The sequence below is a fragment of the Pseudomonas sp. FIP_A4 genome (assembly GCF_036701605.1).
Taxonomy (GTDB): Bacteria; Pseudomonadota; Gammaproteobacteria; order Pseudomonadales; family Pseudomonadaceae; genus Stutzerimonas; species Stutzerimonas phenolilytica.
The window spans coordinates 116,177-132,746 of the sequence record NZ_JAYDXP010000120.1; the positions used below are offsets into that span (position 1 = coordinate 116,177).

General features: G+C 61.5%; 15 protein-coding genes and 1 tRNA gene. 6 read left to right on the forward strand and 10 right to left on the reverse strand.

Translation table 11 applies throughout. The features are described from left to right. Positions 1-62: 62 nt before the first annotated feature. Positions 63-731 (reverse strand): Bax inhibitor-1/YccA family protein, encoded by a 669-nt coding sequence (locus U8L64_RS07135; protein ID WP_008570805.1) that lies wholly within the window; start codon positions 729-731, stop codon positions 63-65. Between the two features lie 119 nt (positions 732-850). Here U8L64_RS07135 and U8L64_RS07140 point away from each other — a divergent pair. Continuing rightward, positions 851-940: transfer RNA gene (locus U8L64_RS07140), tRNA-Ser, on the forward strand. A 54-nt stretch (positions 941-994) separates the two neighbouring features. On the opposite strand, the gene cysG is transcribed toward U8L64_RS07140, so the two are convergent. The 6 genes from cysG to ftsK form a co-directional block, all read right to left on the reverse strand. Continuing rightward, complete coding sequence (cysG, locus tag U8L64_RS07145; protein ID WP_333395136.1) at positions 995-2,383, reverse strand: siroheme synthase CysG; 1,389 nt, start codon at positions 2,381-2,383, stop codon at positions 995-997. Between the two features lie 144 nt (positions 2,384-2,527). Further along, positions 2,528-3,808 carry a serine--tRNA ligase gene (serS, locus tag U8L64_RS07150; protein WP_155551722.1) on the reverse strand — a complete coding sequence of 427 codons (1,281 nt, stop codon included), beginning with the start codon at positions 3,806-3,808 and terminating at the stop codon, positions 2,528-2,530. A 71-nt stretch (positions 3,809-3,879) separates the two neighbouring features. Further along, positions 3,880-4,254, reverse strand: coding sequence for a fluoride efflux transporter CrcB (gene crcB, locus U8L64_RS07155; protein ID WP_054094843.1), 375 nt, complete (start codon positions 4,252-4,254; stop codon positions 3,880-3,882). Then, entirely contained in the window at positions 4,251-5,576 is a 1,326-nt protein-coding gene (locus U8L64_RS07160) for a replication-associated recombination protein A (RefSeq protein WP_054094842.1), read from the reverse strand. The genes crcB and U8L64_RS07160 overlap by 4 nt, the downstream gene beginning before the upstream one ends. Before the next feature lie 59 nt (positions 5,577-5,635). Further along, complete coding sequence (lolA, locus tag U8L64_RS07165) at positions 5,636-6,262, reverse strand: outer membrane lipoprotein chaperone LolA (protein ID WP_043299067.1); 627 nt, start codon at positions 6,260-6,262, stop codon at positions 5,636-5,638. 17 nt (positions 6,263-6,279) lie between these two features. Continuing rightward, the gene (ftsK, locus tag U8L64_RS07170) at positions 6,280-8,736 is read right to left on the reverse strand and encodes a DNA translocase FtsK (protein ID WP_175415028.1); all 2,457 of its coding nucleotides are present in this window, start codon (positions 8,734-8,736) and stop codon (positions 6,280-6,282) included. Between the two features lie 161 nt (positions 8,737-8,897). Between ftsK and trxB the strand changes: the two genes are divergently transcribed. From trxB to infA, 4 genes are all read left to right on the forward strand, one after another. Next, a complete protein-coding gene (gene trxB, locus U8L64_RS07175; RefSeq protein ID WP_043299071.1) occupies positions 8,898-9,845 on the forward strand; it encodes a thioredoxin-disulfide reductase in 948 nt (315 codons plus the stop codon). 38 nt (positions 9,846-9,883) lie between these two features. Beyond that, positions 9,884-10,564 (forward strand): leucyl/phenylalanyl-tRNA--protein transferase, encoded by a 681-nt coding sequence (gene aat / locus U8L64_RS07180; protein ID WP_043299072.1) that lies wholly within the window; start codon positions 9,884-9,886, stop codon positions 10,562-10,564. Positions 10,565-10,616: 52 nt separating this feature from the next. Then, positions 10,617-11,324, forward strand: coding sequence for an arginyltransferase (locus U8L64_RS07185; RefSeq protein WP_043299073.1), 708 nt, complete (start codon positions 10,617-10,619; stop codon positions 11,322-11,324). A 97-nt stretch (positions 11,325-11,421) separates the two neighbouring features. Beyond that, a complete protein-coding gene (gene infA / locus U8L64_RS07190; RefSeq protein ID WP_002553999.1) occupies positions 11,422-11,640 on the forward strand; it encodes a translation initiation factor IF-1 in 219 nt (72 codons plus the stop codon). Between the two features lie 113 nt (positions 11,641-11,753). On the opposite strand, the gene clpA is transcribed toward infA, so the two are convergent. Together clpA and clpS are read right to left on the reverse strand one after the other, a co-directional pair. Beyond that, entirely contained in the window at positions 11,754-14,024 is a 2,271-nt protein-coding gene (gene clpA / locus U8L64_RS07195; RefSeq protein ID WP_043299074.1) for an ATP-dependent Clp protease ATP-binding subunit ClpA, read from the reverse strand. Positions 14,025-14,052: 28 nt separating this feature from the next. Continuing rightward, positions 14,053-14,412 carry an ATP-dependent Clp protease adapter ClpS gene (gene clpS, locus U8L64_RS07200; protein ID WP_043299076.1) on the reverse strand — a complete coding sequence of 120 codons (360 nt, stop codon included), beginning with the start codon at positions 14,410-14,412 and terminating at the stop codon, positions 14,053-14,055. A 214-nt stretch (positions 14,413-14,626) separates the two neighbouring features. Between clpS and cspD the strand changes: the two genes are divergently transcribed. Next, the gene (cspD, locus tag U8L64_RS07205; RefSeq protein WP_054094901.1) at positions 14,627-14,887 is read left to right on the forward strand and encodes a cold shock domain-containing protein CspD; all 261 of its coding nucleotides are present in this window, start codon (positions 14,627-14,629) and stop codon (positions 14,885-14,887) included. Positions 14,888-15,013: 126 nt separating this feature from the next. Here cspD and icd read toward each other — a convergent pair whose 3' ends face one another. Next, positions 15,014-16,270 (reverse strand): NADP-dependent isocitrate dehydrogenase, encoded by a 1,257-nt coding sequence (icd, locus tag U8L64_RS07210; protein WP_043299078.1) that lies wholly within the window; start codon positions 16,268-16,270, stop codon positions 15,014-15,016. Positions 16,271-16,570: the final 300 nt, after the last annotated feature.

Sequence of the window (16,570 nt, forward strand, 5' to 3'; positions counted from 1 at the left end):
GATACGCGAGCCGGAAAAACGAAAAAGCCCGCCGAAGCGGGCTCCATCGATCCGGCGCGCGATCAGTCGTCGCCACCGAAGATGCCCAGCAGCTGCAACAAGCTGAGGAACAGGTTGTACAGCGAAACGTACAGGCCGATGGTGGCCATGATGTAGTTACGCTCGCCGCCGTGGATGATCGCGCTGGTCTGGAACAGGATGCAGGCCGAGGAGAACAGCACGAAGCCGGCGCTGATCGCCAGTTGTAGCCCGGTGATCTCGAAGAAGAAGCCGGCCAGCATGGCGCCGAGCAGAACGAAGAAGCCTGCGGTGATGAAGCCGCTGAGGAAGCTCATGTCCTTACGGGTGATCAGCACGTAGGCCGACAAGCCGAAGAACACCAGCGCTGTCATCGACAGTGCCGAGCTGATCAGCTCGCCGCCGTTGCTCAGGCCCAGATACATGTTGAGCACCGGACCGAGGGTATATCCCATGAAACCGGTCAGGGCGAAGGTGGAAACCAGGCCCCAGGCCGAATTGCGCAGTTTGGCGGTCAGGAAGAACAGGCCGTAGAAGCCGATCAGCACCACGAAGATGTTCGGATACGCGGCGTTGGCCTGCATGGCGAGGTATGCGATCAGGCCGCTGAAGGCCAGCGTCATGGCCAGCAGGCCATAGGTGTTGCGCAGGACCTTGCTGACTTCGCGCTGTTCGACCTGCGTGTGGCTAAGCGCGTATTCGTGTTCGTGCATGGCGACACTCCCGAGGATGAAAACGATTCGTCGGCGACTATAACAGAGCACCGGGAGCAGTTTGACTCGCAGTGTTTGACAGTGTGTTTCGATCCGGTACTATGGCGCCCGCTTCATGCGGAGGTGTGGCCGAGTGGTTGAAGGCAGCGGTCTTGAAAACCGCCGAAGGGGAGACTCTTCCGTGAGTTCGAATCTCACCGCCTCCGCCATCTGCATGACGAAAAAGCCCCGGCAATCCGGGGCTTTTTAATTTCTGACGAGCGTCAGGCCTCGGCGCCTTCGAACCAGGCCAGCTTTTCACGCAGCTGTACCACCTCGCCGACGATCAGCAGAGTCGGCGCCTGGACTTCCTGCGCGGCGATCAGCTCCGGCAGTTCGGCCAGCGTGCCGGTGAACACCCGCTGGGTGCGCGTCGTACCCTGCTGCACCAGTGCGGCGGGCGTGTGCGCAGCGCGGCCGTGCGCGATCAGTTCGCGGCAGATCATCGGCAACCCGACCAGCCCCATGTAAAACACCAGCGTCTGCGCCGGCGCCGCCAGCTCGGCCCACGGCAGATCGCAGGTGCCATCCTTGAGATGACCGGTGACGAAGCGCACCGATTGCGCGTGGTCGCGATGGGTCAGCGGAATCCCGGCGTAGGCGGCGCAACCGCTGGCCGCCGTGATGCCCGGGACCACCTGAAACGGCACGCCGTTGGCGGCCAGCTCTTCGATCTCCTCACCGCCACGACCGAAGATGAACGGATCACCGCCCTTCAGGCGCAGCACGCGCTTGCCCTGCCGGGCCAGCTCGACGAGTTTCTGGTTGATCTGCTCCTGTGGCACCGCATGCTCGGAGCGCTGCTTGCCGACATAGATGCGATCGGCATCGCGCCGGCACAGGTCGACGATCGCCGGAGCCACCAGACGGTCGTAGAGCACCACGTCGGCCTGCTGCATCAGCCGCAACGCACGAAAGGTCAGCAGATCGGGATCGCCCGGACCGGCGCCGACCAGATAGACCTCGCCCAGCGCACGCGGCGCGGCGCCGGCGAGTTTCTCCGCCAGCAGGCGCTCGGCCTCGGCGGTGCGACCGGCCAGCGCCTGTTCGGCGATGGGCCCCTGGAACGCCTCCTCCCAGAACACCCGGCGCTGCTGGACGTCGGAAAACCTCGCCTTGACCTTGGCACGAAACTGCTTGGCCAACCCGGCGAGCTGGCCATAGGCCGCCGGAATCCAGGTTTCGATACGCGCACGGATCAGCCGGGCCAGCACGGGGGCATCGCCACCGCTGGAAACCGCGATCACCAGCGGCGATCGATCGACGATGGCCGGGAAGATCACGCTGCACAATTCCGGCGAATCCACCACGTTGACCGGCACGCCCAGCGCGCGGGCATCCTGCGAGACGCGAGCGTTGAGCGGCTGGTCGTCGGTGGCGGCAATCGCCAGCACACAGCCGGCAAGGTCGCCGTCGGCATAGCCGCGCGGCGCGATCGTGCCGTCCTGCTGCTCCACCAGCGCGACCAGCTGCGGATCGAGCTGTGGCGCAACCACCCGTAGAACCGCGCCAGCCTCGGACAGCAGCCGCGCCTTGCGCAAGGCGATATCGCCACCGCCGACGACCAGAACCAGACGGCCCTGGAGATTGTGGAACAGAGGAAGGTAATCCATGCGGCTCGATCCCGATTTCAGCTCAGTAGATAGGGGCATCTGAGCCGATCGGCATCGGCCTGCCCCTGTCGAAAATCAAGGATGGGCCATTTGCCGCAACGCCACGCGTGGGTCGCACGGCGTCCGCACCCATCTGCGCGAGGCCTAGCCGATGAGCTCGATACCGCCCATATACGGCTTGAGCACATCCGGCACGCGGATGCTGCCGTCGGCCTGCTGGTAATTTTCCAGCACCGCGACCAGCGTGCGCCCCACTGCGAGGCCGGAGCCATTGAGGGTGTGCACCAGCTCCGGCTTGCCGGTCTCCGGGTTACGATAACGCGCCTGCATGCGCCGGGCCTGGAAGTCGCCGCAGTTGGAGCACGAGGAAATCTCGCGGTACTTGTCCTGGCTCGGCACCCAGACCTCCAGATCGTAGGTCTTGGTCGCACCGAAGCCCATGTCGCCGGTGCACAGCGCCAGCACGCGGTATGGCAGGCCCAGCAGCTGTAGGACCTTCTCGGCATTGGCGGTCAGGCTCTCCAGGGCCTCGAAGGATTTCGACGGTTCGACGATCTGCACCATCTCGACCTTGTCGAACTGGTGCTGGCGGATCATGCCGCGGGTGTCACGCCCGGAAGCACCGGCCTCGCTGCGGAAGCACGGTGTGTGCGCGACGAGTTTCAGTGGCAGCTCTTTGGCATCCAGGATCTCGCCAGCGACAATATTGGTCAGCGAGACCTCGGCGGTCGGGATCAGGTAGAAATCGGCCTCGCCTTCACGGCTGATCTTGAACAGATCTTCCTCGAACTTCGGCAACTGGCCGGTGCCTTGCAACGCCGGAGCCTGCACGAGATAAGGCGTGTAGGCCTCTTCGTAGCCGTGTTCACGGGTGTGCAGGTCGATCATGAATTGCGCCAGCGCGCGGTGCAGGCGAGCGATCGGCCCGCGCATGAGGGCGAAACGGGCCCCGGAGAGCTTGGCGGCGGTCTCGAAGTCCAGCCAGCCATGCTGCTCGCCGAGCGCGACATGATCCTGCACGGGGAAGTCGAAGGTCACCGGCGTACCCCAGCGGCGTACCTCGACGTTCCCCTCTTCATCCTCGCCGACCGGTACCGACTCGTGCGGCAGGTTGGGAATGCTGAGCATCAGCTGATCCAACTCGCCCTGGATGCGGTCCAGCTCCTGCTTGCCGGATTCGAGCTCCGAGCCCATGCGATCCACGTCGGCGAGCAGCGGCGCGATGTCTTCGCCGCGCTGCTTGGCCTGGCCGATGGACTTGGAGCGCGCATTGCGCTCGGCCTGCAGTTGCTCGGTGCGGGTCTGCACCACCTTGCGCTGGGCTTCCAGCGCCTCGATGCGCGCGACGTCCAGCTGGTAGCCGCGGGTGGCCAGGCGGGCCGCCACGTCCTGTAGCTGTGTGCGTACCAGTTTCGAATCAAGCATGGTGGGTCTCGTCTGTGAAAGCTTGGATGAAAGGCGAAGAGGGAACGGAGTTTACTTGAAGCCGTGCGGGTTCATAACCTTGCCAGCGCCAACCCGGCCCAGGCCGCCAGCAGGCCGCCGAGCACGCTGGAAGCGAGATAGCCGAAGGCGATTGCGATCTGCCCGCTCTCCAGCAGCCGCAAGGCATCCAGCGAGAAGCTGGAGAAGGTCGTCAGCGCGCCGAGAAAACCGATGATCAGCGCCCCCCGCAGCTCCGGCGAAATCTCCGGACGCAGCAGAAAGGTCGCGTAGAGATAGCCGATCAGCAGGCACCCGACGAGATTGACCGCCAGCGTGGCCAGATAGAACTGCCGCGGCCACTGGGTGCTGACCCAGGTGGAGATGGCAAAGCGCAGCAGCGTGCCGATCACGCCGCCACAGGTGACGGCCAGAACCATACGGATCATGGCTTTCTCCGTTGCAGCGGGCTTTCGCGGTCGAGCCGCGCCAAGTGTTCGAGCTTGTCGCGAATCTTGCTTTCCAGCCCGCGCGGAACCGGATGGTAATAGCGGCGCGGCTCCATCGCCTCGGGGAAGTAATCCTCGCCCGCGGCATAGGCGTCCGGCTCGTCGTGGGCGTAGCGGTACTCGTTGCCGTAACCCAGGTCCTTCATCAATCGGGTCGGAGCGTTGCGCAGGTGCAGCGGCACCTCCTGCGAGCCGTTCTCGGCGGCATCGCGCATGGCCGCCTTGAAGGCGGTGTAGACGGCGTTGCTCTTGGGCGCGCAGGCAAGGTAGACAATCGCCTGCGCTACCGCCAGCTCGCCCTCGGGGCTGCCCAGACGCTCCTGCACATCCCAGGCATTCAGGCACAATGGCAGCGCTCGCGGATCGGCATTACCGATTTCCTCGCTGGCCATGCGCACCACGCGACGGGCGATGTACAGCGGATCGCAGCCGCCATCGAGCATGCGCGCGAACCAGTAGAGCGCGGCGTCCGGATTGGAACCGCGCACCGATTTGTGCAACGCCGAAATCTGGTCGTAGAACGCCTCGCCGCCCTTGTCGAAGCGTCGGCGGCTGTCGCCGAGCAGATCCTGCAGCAGATCGGGTCCGATCGAACCGCCCTCCTCGGCCAGATCCGAAGCATTCTCCAGCAGGTTGAGCAGGCGGCGACCATCGCCATCGGCAGCCGCCAGCAGCATTTGGAAGCTCTCTTCCGGCAGCTCGAGATGCAGATCGCCAAGCCCCTTCGGCTCGCTCAGCGCCCGCCCGACCAGCTTACGCAGCGCAGCTTCGTCGAGACTCTTGAGTACATAGACGCGCGCCCGCGAAAGCAGCGCGTTGTTCAGCTCGAAGGAGGGATTCTCGGTGGTGGCACCAATGAAGATCAGCGTGCCGTCTTCCACGTAGGGCAGAAACGCGTCCTGCTGCGACTTGTTGAAGCGATGCACCTCGTCGACGAACAGGATCGTGCGCCGGCCATACTGCGCCGCCTGCTGCTTGGCAATCTCTACCGCCTGGCGAATCTCCTTGACCCCGGCCAGCACCGCCGAAACGGTCTCGAAATGTGCGTCGGAAACCTTGGCCAGCAGCCGTGCTAGCGTGGTCTTGCCGACGCCCGGCGGCCCCCAGAACACCATCGAGTGCAATGCGCCCTGCTCCAGCGCCTCACGCAGCGGCTTGCCGCGCGCGAGTAGATGCTCCTGCCCGACGTACTCGTCGAGGCTGGCCGGGCGCAACCGTGCGGCGAGCGGCTGGGCAACGGGTTCGCGGCTGAACAGGTCCATCGCGGACGGCTACCTCTATTGGCAGGGCCCGGAACATACGGGCCTCGGGCAACGGCCGATCACTCGGAAATGACGTCGGCGCCTTCGGGAATCTCGAAGGTGAACAGATCGGCCTTCAGCGGCTGGTTCATCTTCACCCCCATGAACAGGATATTGGTGCGCTGGCCGACACTGTCGATTAGCTGCATGTCGTTGATCACCCCGCCGCGAAAGGACAGACGCAGGTTGTCGAACAACGTGTCCTTGGCCTTCGGCTTGAGCGTGAAGTCGACCACATCGCCGGCCTCCTTGTGGGAGACCTCGAAGTTTTCGCTGATGGTCGATACGTCGCCCGACAGCAGCAGCGCCGGCGTATGGGTCAGCCGCTGGTCGAGCTTCTGGATGGTGACCTGCTCCAGGTCCGGATCATACAGCCAGACCTTTTCGCCGTTGGAAACCAGCAGCTGCTCCATCGGCGCGTCGGTATGCCAGCGAAACTGCCCGGGGCGCTTGAGCGCCAGCTCGCCGGAGGTCTCCTGCAGCTGGGTACCGCTGCCATCGAGCGACAACTGGGAAAAGCGCCCGGTCAGGGTCTCGGCCTGGCTGAGCAGCCCGGTGAGACGCTTGGTCGATGTTGCCTGGTCGGCATGCGCCGGAGACAGCGCGACCAGCAGGACGGATGCACACAGCAAACGGATCAATTGCATGAAGCCCTCGAAGCGAGTCAATCGCGCATAGGTGGCGGCGCGAGGACTTCGCGCGAGCCATTGGTGTTCATGGAAGTCACCACGCCGGCCATTTCCATGGCCTCGATCATCCGAGCGGCGCGGTTGTAACCGATCTTCAACTTACGCTGCACAGCGGAAATCGACGCGCGACGGCTTTCGGTAACGAAGCGCACGGCCTCGTCGTACAGCGGGTCCTCCTCGCTGCCTTCGCCACCGCCCTCGCCGGCGCCGCCGTCGAAGCCACTGCCGGCTTCTTCCACGCCTGCGAGGATCTCTTCGATGTAATCCGGTGCGCCACGGGCCTTCCAGGCTTCAACCACACGGTGCACCTCGTCGTCGGAGACGAAGGCGCCATGCACGCGGATCGGCAGGCCGGTGCCCGGCGGCAGGTAAAGCATGTCGCCATGGCCGAGCAATTGTTCGGCACCGCCCTGGTCGAGGATGGTGCGCGAGTCGATCTTGCTCGAGACCTGAAACGCCATGCGAGTCGGAATGTTCGCCTTGATCAGCCCGGTGATCACGTCGACCGACGGCCGCTGGGTGGCGAGAATCAGATGTATGCCCGCCGCACGCGCCTTCTGCGCGATACGCGCGATCAGCTCTTCGACCTTCTTGCCGACGATCATCATCATGTCGGCGAATTCGTCGACCACCACGACGATAGTCGGCAGCGCCTTCAGCAGCGGCGGCTGGTCGTCCATGCTCTCGCGCCGGAACAGCGGATCGGTCAGCGGTGTGCCCGCCTCCTCAGCCTCCTTGATCTTGCGATTGAAGCCGGCAAGGTTACGCACGCCCATCGCCGCCATCAGCTTATAGCGCCGCTCCATCTCGGCGACGCTCCAACGCAACGCGTTGGCAGCCTCCTTCATGTCGGTGACCACCGGGCAGAGCAAGTGCGGGATACCCTCGTAGATCGACAGCTCGAGCATCTTCGGATCGATCATGATCAGCCGCGCCTCTTCGGGCGTGGACTTGAACAGGATCGACAGGATCATTGCATTGACTCCTACCGACTTACCGGAACCGGTCGTACCGGCCACCAGCAGGTGCGGCATCTTCGCCAGATCGGCGATGACCGGCTTGCCGCCGATGTCATGGCCGAGCGCCAGGGTGACCGGCGACTTGGCGTCGTCATACGGCGCCGACGACAGCACCTCGGAGAAGCGCACGATCTGACGATCCTCGTTGGGAATCTCGATGCCGACGGTGGTCTTGCCGGGAATCACTTCCACCACCCGCACGCTGATCACTGCCAGCGAGCGCGCCAGGTCCTTGGCCAAGTTGGAGATACGGCTGACCTTGACGCCCGCAGCTGGCTGGATTTCGAAGCGAGTGATCACCGGCCCCGGATGCACGGACTCGACGACCACCTCGACGCCGAACTCCTTGAGCTTGATCTCCAGCAGCCGCGACATCGCCTCAAGGGACTCCGGCGAGTACTGCTTCTGCTGCTTCTCGGCCGCATCGAGCAGCGAGATCGGCGGCAAACTGCCTTCGACCAGTGGATCGACGAACAGCGTGGCCTGCTTTTCCTTGAGCACGCGTTTGCTCGGCTCGGAAGGCTTCGACGGTGGTGGCGGCGCGATCACCGGCGCGACGCGCTTGTCGCGCTCGCTCATGTGTCGGGCCAGCGCCTCGTCACGCTCGATGATGCGTTCCTTGACCTTGGCCTGCTCGCGGCGGTCGCGAACCATCGGTGCGGCCACTTCGCTCACCACGTCGTCGACCTCGCGCAACTGCGCGACCAGCTGTTTGCGTTCGGCACGGGCGTTCCACCAGCGGCTGAAGACGCTCTGAATCAGCTCGATGAGATCCAGCGTGATCTTGCCGGTCAGGTCCATGACCTTGAACCACGACAGATCGGTAAAGACGGTCAAACCGAACAAAAACAGCGCCAGTAGTGCGAGCGTGCTGCCCTGTACGTTCAGCGAGAGAACCGCGAACTGCCCCAGACTCTCGCCCAACGCGCCCCCGGACGAGGCCGGCAGCCCTTCGGCTGACTGGAAATGGATATAGGCCAGCGCCGAACCGGAAAGGACCAGAATCACCAAACCGATCAACCGCCAGGAAAACAGCCAGCCATTCCACCGCCAAGCCTCATGCCGCGCGCGGAATACCTGCCAGGTTTTGACTCCCAGCAACAACGGAAACACATAGGCGAAATAGCCCAGCACCATGAACAGCACATCGGCAAACCAGGCGCCGGCCCGGCCGGCGGCGTTCTGCACCTGCTGAACATTGCTGGTGTGGGTCCAGCCCGGATCGGAAGGATCGTAGGTGAGCAATGCCATCCAGAGGTAGGCACACAGGGCACCCAGGGCGATCAGTGCGCCCTCCTTCAGGCGGTAATGCAACTGCTGGCGCCAGACGGCTGCTGGCGCAGTAGAGGAGGAATTCTTCAAAACGCTGTATTTCCTGCGCCTGCGGCGCCTCGATGAACCGTAGTCAGCCAGAACCCCGGCATTGTACGGGTTTGTCGGTTCGATCGCATGCCGGTTCCGCGTCGGCTTGGGCTTTTGGCGATGCTTCGGTGTAGCATAAACGCCGGTTTTCGCAGCGCGGCTCGACTGGAGCACGCTTCTCTATTCGCAACAAAGGCTTATGAGGGCTTTTTATGGGTGAAGTCAAGCATTCGCGTCTGATCATTCTCGGCTCTGGCCCTGCCGGATATACCGCCGCGGTGTACGCCGCGCGCGCCAACCTGAAGCCGCTCATGATCACCGGCATCCAGCCCGGTGGCCAGCTGACGACCACCACCGAAGTCGACAACTGGCCCGGTGACGTCGAAGGCCTCACCGGCCCGGATCTGATGGTCCGTATGCAAAAGCACGCCGAGCGCTTCGACACCGAGATCGTCTTCGATCACATCCATACGGCACAGTTGCAACAGCGCCCGTTCACGCTCCAGGGGGACAGCGGCACCTATACGTGCGATGCGCTGATCATCGCCACGGGCGCCTCCGCGCAGTATCTCGGCCTCCCCTCCGAAGAGGCCTTCTCCGGGCGGGGCGTATCCGCTTGTGCGACCTGCGACGGCTTCTTCTATCGCAATCAGGTGGTCGCCGTGATCGGCGGCGGCAATACCGCCGTCGAAGAGGCGTTGTACCTGTCGAATATCGCCAAGGAAGTCCACCTGATCCACCGCCGGGATAAGCTGCGCTCGGAAAAAATCCTGCAGGACAAGATCATGGAGAAGGCCGCCAACGGCAATATCCGCCTGCACTGGAACCATACCCTCGAGGAAGTTCTGGGCGATGCCAGTGGCGTCACTGGCGTACGCCTGAAGAACACGCTGACCAGCGAGGAATCGACGCTCGATCTGACCGGCGTATTCATCGCCATCGGCCACAAGCCCAACACCGATCTGTTCCAAGGACAGCTCGACATGAAGGATGGCTACCTGAAGATCAAGGGCGGCGGTGACGGCGATGCCACCTGCACCAGCATTCCAGGCGTGTTCGCCGCGGGCGATGTGGCGGACCATGTCTACCGCCAGGCGATCACTTCTGCCGGCGCTGGCTGCATGGCAGCGCTGGACGCTGAAAAGTACCTCGATAACTGACCGTTCGGCGGGGCGCTATCGCCCCGCCCTCTCGCCCTATGCTGACTTGGCTGCAACGCGATTCACTCGCCTTCCCCCCACTGGATAAGGCACTGCGCGAACCCAACGGATTGCTGGCAGCCGGCGGCGATTTGAGCCCGCAACGGCTGCTCGCCGCATATCGCCACGGCTGCTTTCCCTGGTATCAAGAGGGCCAGCCACTGCTGTGGTGGTCTCCCGAGCCGCGAACGGTGCTTTATCCGCACGAACTGCATGTTTCGCGGAGTCTGCGCAAGCGCATGCGCCAGGGCACTTATCGCGTCACCTTCGACCGAGCGTTTCGCGCGGTGGTCGAGGGCTGCGCCGCACCGCGCAGCTACGCCGACGGCACCTGGATCACCCGCGAGATGCAACTCGCCTATGGCGAACTCCATGACATGGGCGTTGCCCACTCCGTGGAGGTCTGGCGCAACGACGAACTGGTCGGCGGGCTCTATGGGTTGGCCCTTGGCCGCCTGTTCTTCGGCGAATCCATGTTCAGCCGCGCCACCGACGCCTCGAAAGTGGGCTTCGCCACACTGGCCGAGCATTTGCGTGACTGGGGTTTCGAACTGATCGATTGCCAGATGCCGACGCAGCATCTGGCCAGTTTCGGCGCCAGGGCAATACCGCGCGCAACATTTGCGCAGGCGCTGGCGACTTATATCGATCAGCCCAGCCAAGCCGACTGGAGCGCCTAGTCGGCCATGACAAGCTGACCTACACTGATCGCAAGATTTGCGAGAGTTGACCATGACTTCCCTGGCCCGCCTCAAATTCTATGCGACCCAGCCGCACCCTTGCAGTTACCTGCCCGACGAGCAGGCAACCACTCTGTTTCTCGACCCCAGCCAGCCAATGGATGTGCAGGTCTACGCAGAACTCTCGGAGATGGGCTTTCGACGCAGTGGCGATCATCTGTATCGCCCTCACTGCCAGCGCTGCTCGGCCTGTATTCCGGCGCGTATTCCGGCCACGGGCGTCAATCTGAGTCGTCAGCAGAAGCGCATCCTCAAGCGAAACGCCGACCTGCAGGTCAGGCCCGTCAAGCCAGCTTTCACAGAGGAGTATTACGCCCTTTACGCCAGCTATATCGAGAAACGCCACGCCGACGGAGACATGTATCCCCCGAGCCGCGACCAGTTCAACACATTTCTCGTTCGCGACCTCTCGTTCTGCCGCTTCTACGAGTTTCGCCTCGGCGGCCTCCTGAAGGCCCTGGCAGTCACTGACGTGCTCCCCAACGGCCTGTCGGCGGTGTACACGTTCTACGACGCCTCGGACGAACGGCGTAGCCTCGGCCGCTATGCCATTCTCTGGCAGATCGGCGAAGCTGCGCGCCTCGGACTGAAAGCGGTCTATTTAGGCTACTGGATCAAGAACTGCCGCAAGATGAATTATAAGACCGAGTACCGGCCCATCGAGCTGCTGGTCAACCAGCGCTGGGTGACGCTCAGCTGAAGTCCTTGGCTCATCCTGCCATTTCGGGCACAATGCTTGCCGCTTTTGCCTGGGCGTGCTTGCACCGGGCTCTTCTTGATATCGAGGACTTTACTGAATGTCGAAAGAAGACAGCTTCGAAATGGAAGGTACTGTCGTCGACACCCTGCCTAACACCATGTTTCGCGTGGAGTTGGAAAATGGGCACGTCGTTACTGCGCACATCTCCGGAAAGATGCGCAAGAACTACATCCGGATTCTTACCGGTGACAAGGTTCGCGTGGAGCTGACCCCCTACGATCTGAGCAAGGGTCGCATCACCTACCGCGCTCGCTAAGCGAATCGCGAGAAAAACGCCCGGTCTTTCCGGGCTTTTTTGTATTTGCCGTTCATCGGTAACCCGAAAAACAAAACGCCCGGCCGAAGCCGGGCGCTCGTCTAGGCTATCGATCAAGCGAGCTCGACAGTCGTCTCGAAGTCGAAAAACAACTCGCCGTCACGCATATCGACATGCACGACGCCGCCATGCTCGGCCAACTCCCCGAAGAGAATCTCCTCCGCCAGCGGGCGCTTGATCTTGTCCTGAATCAGCCTCGCCATCGGACGCGCGCCCATTCGCGCATCGTAACCATGCTCAGCCAACCAGCTCCGCGCAGCATCGGTGACCTCGAGCGTCACGTGCTTGTCCTCGAGCTGCGCCTGCAACTCGATGAGGAACTTGTCGACGATGCTCTTGATGACGTCATGGCTCAACCGACCGAACTGGATGATGGTATCCAGACGGTTGCGGAACTCGGGCGTAAAGCTCTTCTTGATGACCTCCATCGCATCCGAAGCATGATCCTGCAAGGTAAAGCCAATGGAGGCTCGTGCAGCGGTTTCCGCCCCGGCATTGGTGGTCATGATGATGATCACATTGCGGAAATCGGCCTTGCGCCCGTTGTTGTCGGTCAGCGTGCCGTGATCCATAACCTGCAGTAGCAGATTGAAGACCTCTGGATGCGCCTTCTCGATTTCGTCGAGCAACAGCACGCAATGCGGTTGCTTGGTAATGGCCTCAGTCAGCAAACCGCCCTGATCGAAACCGACATACCCGGGAGGCGCCCCGATCAGACGCGACACCGTATGCCTCTCCATATACTCGGACATATCGAATCGAATCAGCTCGATTCCCAGCGCCCGAGCCAGCTGCCTTGCCGCCTCGGTCTTGCCGACCCCTGTCGGGCCGGCGAAAAGGAACGAACCAACGGGCTTGTCAGGCGCTTTTAACCCAGCACGCGAAAGCTTGATCGCTGTCGCAAGCGAATCGATGGCATCGTCCTGGCCAAATACCGTGAGCTTCAGATCACGCTCCAGGTTGCGCAGCAGCTCCTTGTCGGAACTACTCACGTGCTTCGGAGGAATGCGCGCAATCTTAGCAACGATGTCCTCGATTTGCGGGACATCGATCAGCTTCACTCGGCGCTCCTCAGGCTGGAGGCGCTGGAACGCACCGGCCTCATCGACGACATCGATCGCTTTGTCGGGCATATGACGATCATTGATGTATCGCGAAGCCAGCTCGGCCGCAGCCCGAAGCGCCTCGTCGCTGTACTCGATGTGATGGTGCTGCTCGAAACGCCCCTTCAGGCCACGCAGGATACCCACTGTATCCTCCACCGAAGGCTCCGACACATCGACCTTCTGGAAGCGTCGGGCCAGTGCGCGATCCTTTTCGAAGATCCCACGAAACTCCTGGAAAGTCGTCGAGCCAATGCAACGAATCTCACCAGAGGACAGCAACGGCTTGAGCAGATTGGAAGCATCCATCACACCGCCCGATGCCGCTCCGGCTCCAATAATGGTGTGAATTTCGTCGATGAAAAGAATGGCCTGTGGACGCTTGCGCAGCTCGTGCAGTAATGCCTTGAAGCGCTTCTCGAAATCACCGCGGTACTTGGTGCCCGCCAGCAGCGCTCCGAGATCGAGTGAGTATACGACGCTGTCGCTCAACAGGTCGGGCACCTGCTTGTCGACGATTCGCTTGGCAAGCCCTTCGGCAATGGCGGTTTTACCGACGCCGGCCTCACCTACCAGCAGCGGATTGTTCTTGCGACGACGCGCGAGAATCTGCGCGACGCGCTCGACCTCGTGTTCGCGCCCCACCAAAGGATCTATCCGCCCCTGGCGCGCTAGCTCATTGAGATTGCTGGCATAGGCATCCAGCGGGTTGCTCGTGGCCGCTGAATCGCCTCCCTCATCATCCTGCATCTCGGCATCGTTTTCAGGATTCCCCGCATTGCCAGGAACCTTGGAGATTCCGTGCGCGATATAATTGACCACATCGATGCGGGCTACATTCTGTTGTTTGAGGAGGAACACCGCCTGACTTTCCTGCTCGCTGAAGATGGCCACCAGCACGTTGGCACCGGTGACTTCGCGCTTGCCGGAACTTTGAACATGAAAAACTGCGCGCTGCAGAACACGCTGGAATCCAAGCGTAGGCTGCGTCTCCCGCTCCTCGTCGTGTGGAGGAATCAGGGGCGTGGTGGAGTCGATGAATTCCTGCAGATCACGCCGCAATTTATCCAGACTGGCACCGCACGCACGCAAGACCGTTGCGGCTGCTTCGTTGTCCAGCAAAGCCAACAGGAGGTGTTCGACCGTCATGAATTCATGACGCTTGGCGCGGGCCTCTTTGAAAGCCAGATTCAGAGTGACTTCGAGCTCACGGTTCAACATAGCTTCACCTCTTCCCCAGCAATCGGAGTTAACCGTCCTTCTCGATCTCACAAAGCAGCGGGTGCTGGCATTCCCTTGCATATTGATTGACTTGCAGCGCTTTGGTTTCAGCCACGTCTCGCGTGTACGTACCACACACCGCGCGGCCCTCTGTATGCACAGCCAACATGATCCGCGTCGCCACCTCCCGATTGTGATTGAAGATGCCTTCCAGCACCTCGACGACGAAATCCATTGGCGTGTAATCGTCATTGAACATGACCACCTTATACATCGGTGGCGCCTTCAATTCCGGCTTGGCTTCCTGCACGGCCAGGCCGGAAGCATCGTCCTCTTCTCGTTCGGAATCCTGATTGAATGTTAGTCGAATCTGAGCAAATGCACGCATGCGGATACGGTTCTGGTCATGGCGCCGAGGCCAGGTAAATGAACGGGCTAACAGCCAGCTGACGAGTCGCCTTGACTATCGGCAAAACGATGATACAAACAGTAAGTGCCTATATCGGGCAAATGGGTTGCGCGCAATGAAGGCCCAAGGCTGCAAGCGCGGAATGAAATGGATGTTACTCCACTAGTGGACTCCTTTGCAGAGGGACAACAGCATGCTAAGCGGTAAGGTCAAGTGGTTCAACAACGCCAAAGGTTACGGCTTCATCGTAGCAGACGGCGGTGATGAGGACCTGTTCGCCCACTACTCCGCCATCCAGATGGAAGGTTATCGGACACTCAAAGCTGGGCAAGCAGTCATGTTCAATATCCTGCAGGGTCCGAAGGGCCTTCACGCAACAGATATCCGGCCTCAGCAGGTATCCGCGGATGTCGCAGCGCCGACAACCCAGGCCGCCACTCCGGTAGACGCCTGAGCGCCAGCCGAACGCAAAAAGGCCGATCATGGATCGGCCTTTTTGTTTTTGCCACCGAAAGGCTCGCACTGAACCGGACCTGCCCACAGGCGGCCCGGCTCAGTGAGTGCCTTATCGGGCAGCTGATTACATGTGCTTGATCATCGCATCGCCGAACTGTGAGCAGGACATCAACTGCGCGCCCTCCATCAGACGCTCGAAATCGTAGGTGACGGTTTTCGCAGCAATCGCACCCTCGGTTGCCTTGATGATCAGATCGGCCGCTTCGATCCACCCCATGTGACGCAGCATCATCTCCGCGGAGAGGATCAGCGAACCAGGGTTAACCTTGTCCTGACCGGCATACTTCGGCGCAGTGCCGTGCGTCGCTTCGAACATGGCGACCGTATCGGAAAGGTTGGCGCCCGGCGCAATACCGATACCTCCCACCTCGGCCGCCAGCGCATCGGATAGATAGTCGCCGTTCAGGTTGAGCGTAGCGATCACATCATACTCAGCCGGGCGCAGCAGGATCTGCTGTAACATGGCGTCGGCAATCGCGTCTTTGACCACAATGTTTTTGCCAGTATTCGGATTCTTGAACTGCATCCACGGACCACCATCGAGCAGTTCGGCACCGAATTCGTCCCGCGCCACTTCGTAGCCCCATTCCTTGAAGGCACCTTCGGTGAACTTCATGATGTTGCCTTTATGGACGATGGTTACCGAGCTGCGGTCGTTGTCCACGGCGTACTGCAGAGCCTTGCGAACCAGACGCTTGGTGCCGTCGAGCGATACCGGCTTGATGCCGATGCCACAGTTCTCGGTAAAGCGGATCTTCTTGACCCCCATTTCCTCGGTGAGGAACTTGATCACCTTCTCGCACTCAGGCGAACCTGCCTTCCACTCAACGCCCGCATAGATGTCTTCAGAGTTCTCGCGGAAGATCACCATATCGACGTCGCCCGGCTTCTTCACCGGGCTGGGCACACCAGTAAACCAGCGTACCGGACGCTGACAGACGTACAGGTCGAGTTCCTGACGCAGAGCTACGTTCAACGAACGGATACCACCGCCAACGGGTGTGGTCAGCGGCCCCTTGATGGATACGACATAGTCACGAACGGCCTCCAGCGTCTCTTTCGGCAGCCAGGTATCCTGATCATAAACCTGGGTGGCCTTCTCGCCGGCGAACACTTCCATCCAAGCGATCTTGCGCTTTCCGCCATAGGCTTTCTCGACGGCAGCATCGACGACCTTGATCATCACCGGGCTGATATCGACACCAATGCCGTCGCCCTCGATGTAGGGAATGATCGGGTTATCGGGAACATTCAGAGTGTTATCGGCATTGACGGTGATTTTGTCACCGCTGGCTGGCACCTGGATCTTTTGGTATCCCATGCTGGACTCCGTTTCGTGGTTGACAATGGTCAGCGCCCGAGGTTAACCCACTTGAATCGGGCCAGACCACATGTTCGTTCGTCTTATGCGACGACATTCTTCGACGTACCGGCACGATGGTATACTGCGTAGGTGACTAACGAGTCATAAGGAGCGCCTGTCCGGATCGAGACGCCGCTTCTTGAAGCCGTCGCACTGCTACCGCGGCCTGACGGATCAAATGCTCCACACTCTACTGATGCACCCAACATCACCGCGGCGAACCCTTGACTTCCGGCTCGACGAAACGGAGAGCCGTAG

Excerpts from the sequence above, each read along its gene's own strand:
- U8L64_RS07135 (WP_008570805.1), bottom strand. The coding sequence starts at position 731 with ATGCACGAACACGAATACGCGCTTAGCCACACGCAGGTCGAACAGCGC.
- cysG (WP_333395136.1), bottom strand. The coding sequence starts at position 2,383 with ATGGATTACCTTCCTCTGTTCCACAATCTCCAGGGCCGTCTGGTTCTG.
- serS (WP_155551722.1), bottom strand. The coding sequence starts at position 3,808 with ATGCTTGATTCGAAACTGGTACGCACACAGCTACAGGACGTGGCGGCC.
- crcB (WP_054094843.1), bottom strand. The coding sequence starts at position 4,254 with ATGATCCGTATGGTTCTGGCCGTCACCTGTGGCGGCGTGATCGGCACG.
- U8L64_RS07160 (WP_054094842.1), bottom strand. The coding sequence starts at position 5,576 with ATGGACCTGTTCAGCCGCGAACCCGTTGCCCAGCCGCTCGCCGCACGG.
- lolA (WP_043299067.1), bottom strand. The coding sequence starts at position 6,262 with ATGCAATTGATCCGTTTGCTGTGTGCATCCGTCCTGCTGGTCGCGCTG.
- trxB (WP_043299071.1), top strand. The coding sequence starts at position 8,898 with ATGGGTGAAGTCAAGCATTCGCGTCTGATCATTCTCGGCTCTGGCCCT.
- aat (WP_043299072.1), top strand. The coding sequence starts at position 9,884 with ATGCTGACTTGGCTGCAACGCGATTCACTCGCCTTCCCCCCACTGGAT.
- U8L64_RS07185 (WP_043299073.1), top strand. The coding sequence starts at position 10,617 with ATGACTTCCCTGGCCCGCCTCAAATTCTATGCGACCCAGCCGCACCCT.
- infA (WP_002553999.1), top strand. The coding sequence starts at position 11,422 with ATGTCGAAAGAAGACAGCTTCGAAATGGAAGGTACTGTCGTCGACACC.
- clpA (WP_043299074.1), bottom strand. The coding sequence starts at position 14,024 with ATGTTGAACCGTGAGCTCGAAGTCACTCTGAATCTGGCTTTCAAAGAG.
- clpS (WP_043299076.1), bottom strand. The coding sequence starts at position 14,412 with ATGCGTGCATTTGCTCAGATTCGACTAACATTCAATCAGGATTCCGAA.
- cspD (WP_054094901.1), top strand. The coding sequence starts at position 14,627 with ATGCTAAGCGGTAAGGTCAAGTGGTTCAACAACGCCAAAGGTTACGGC.
- icd (WP_043299078.1), bottom strand. The coding sequence starts at position 16,270 with ATGGGATACCAAAAGATCCAGGTGCCAGCCAGCGGTGACAAAATCACC.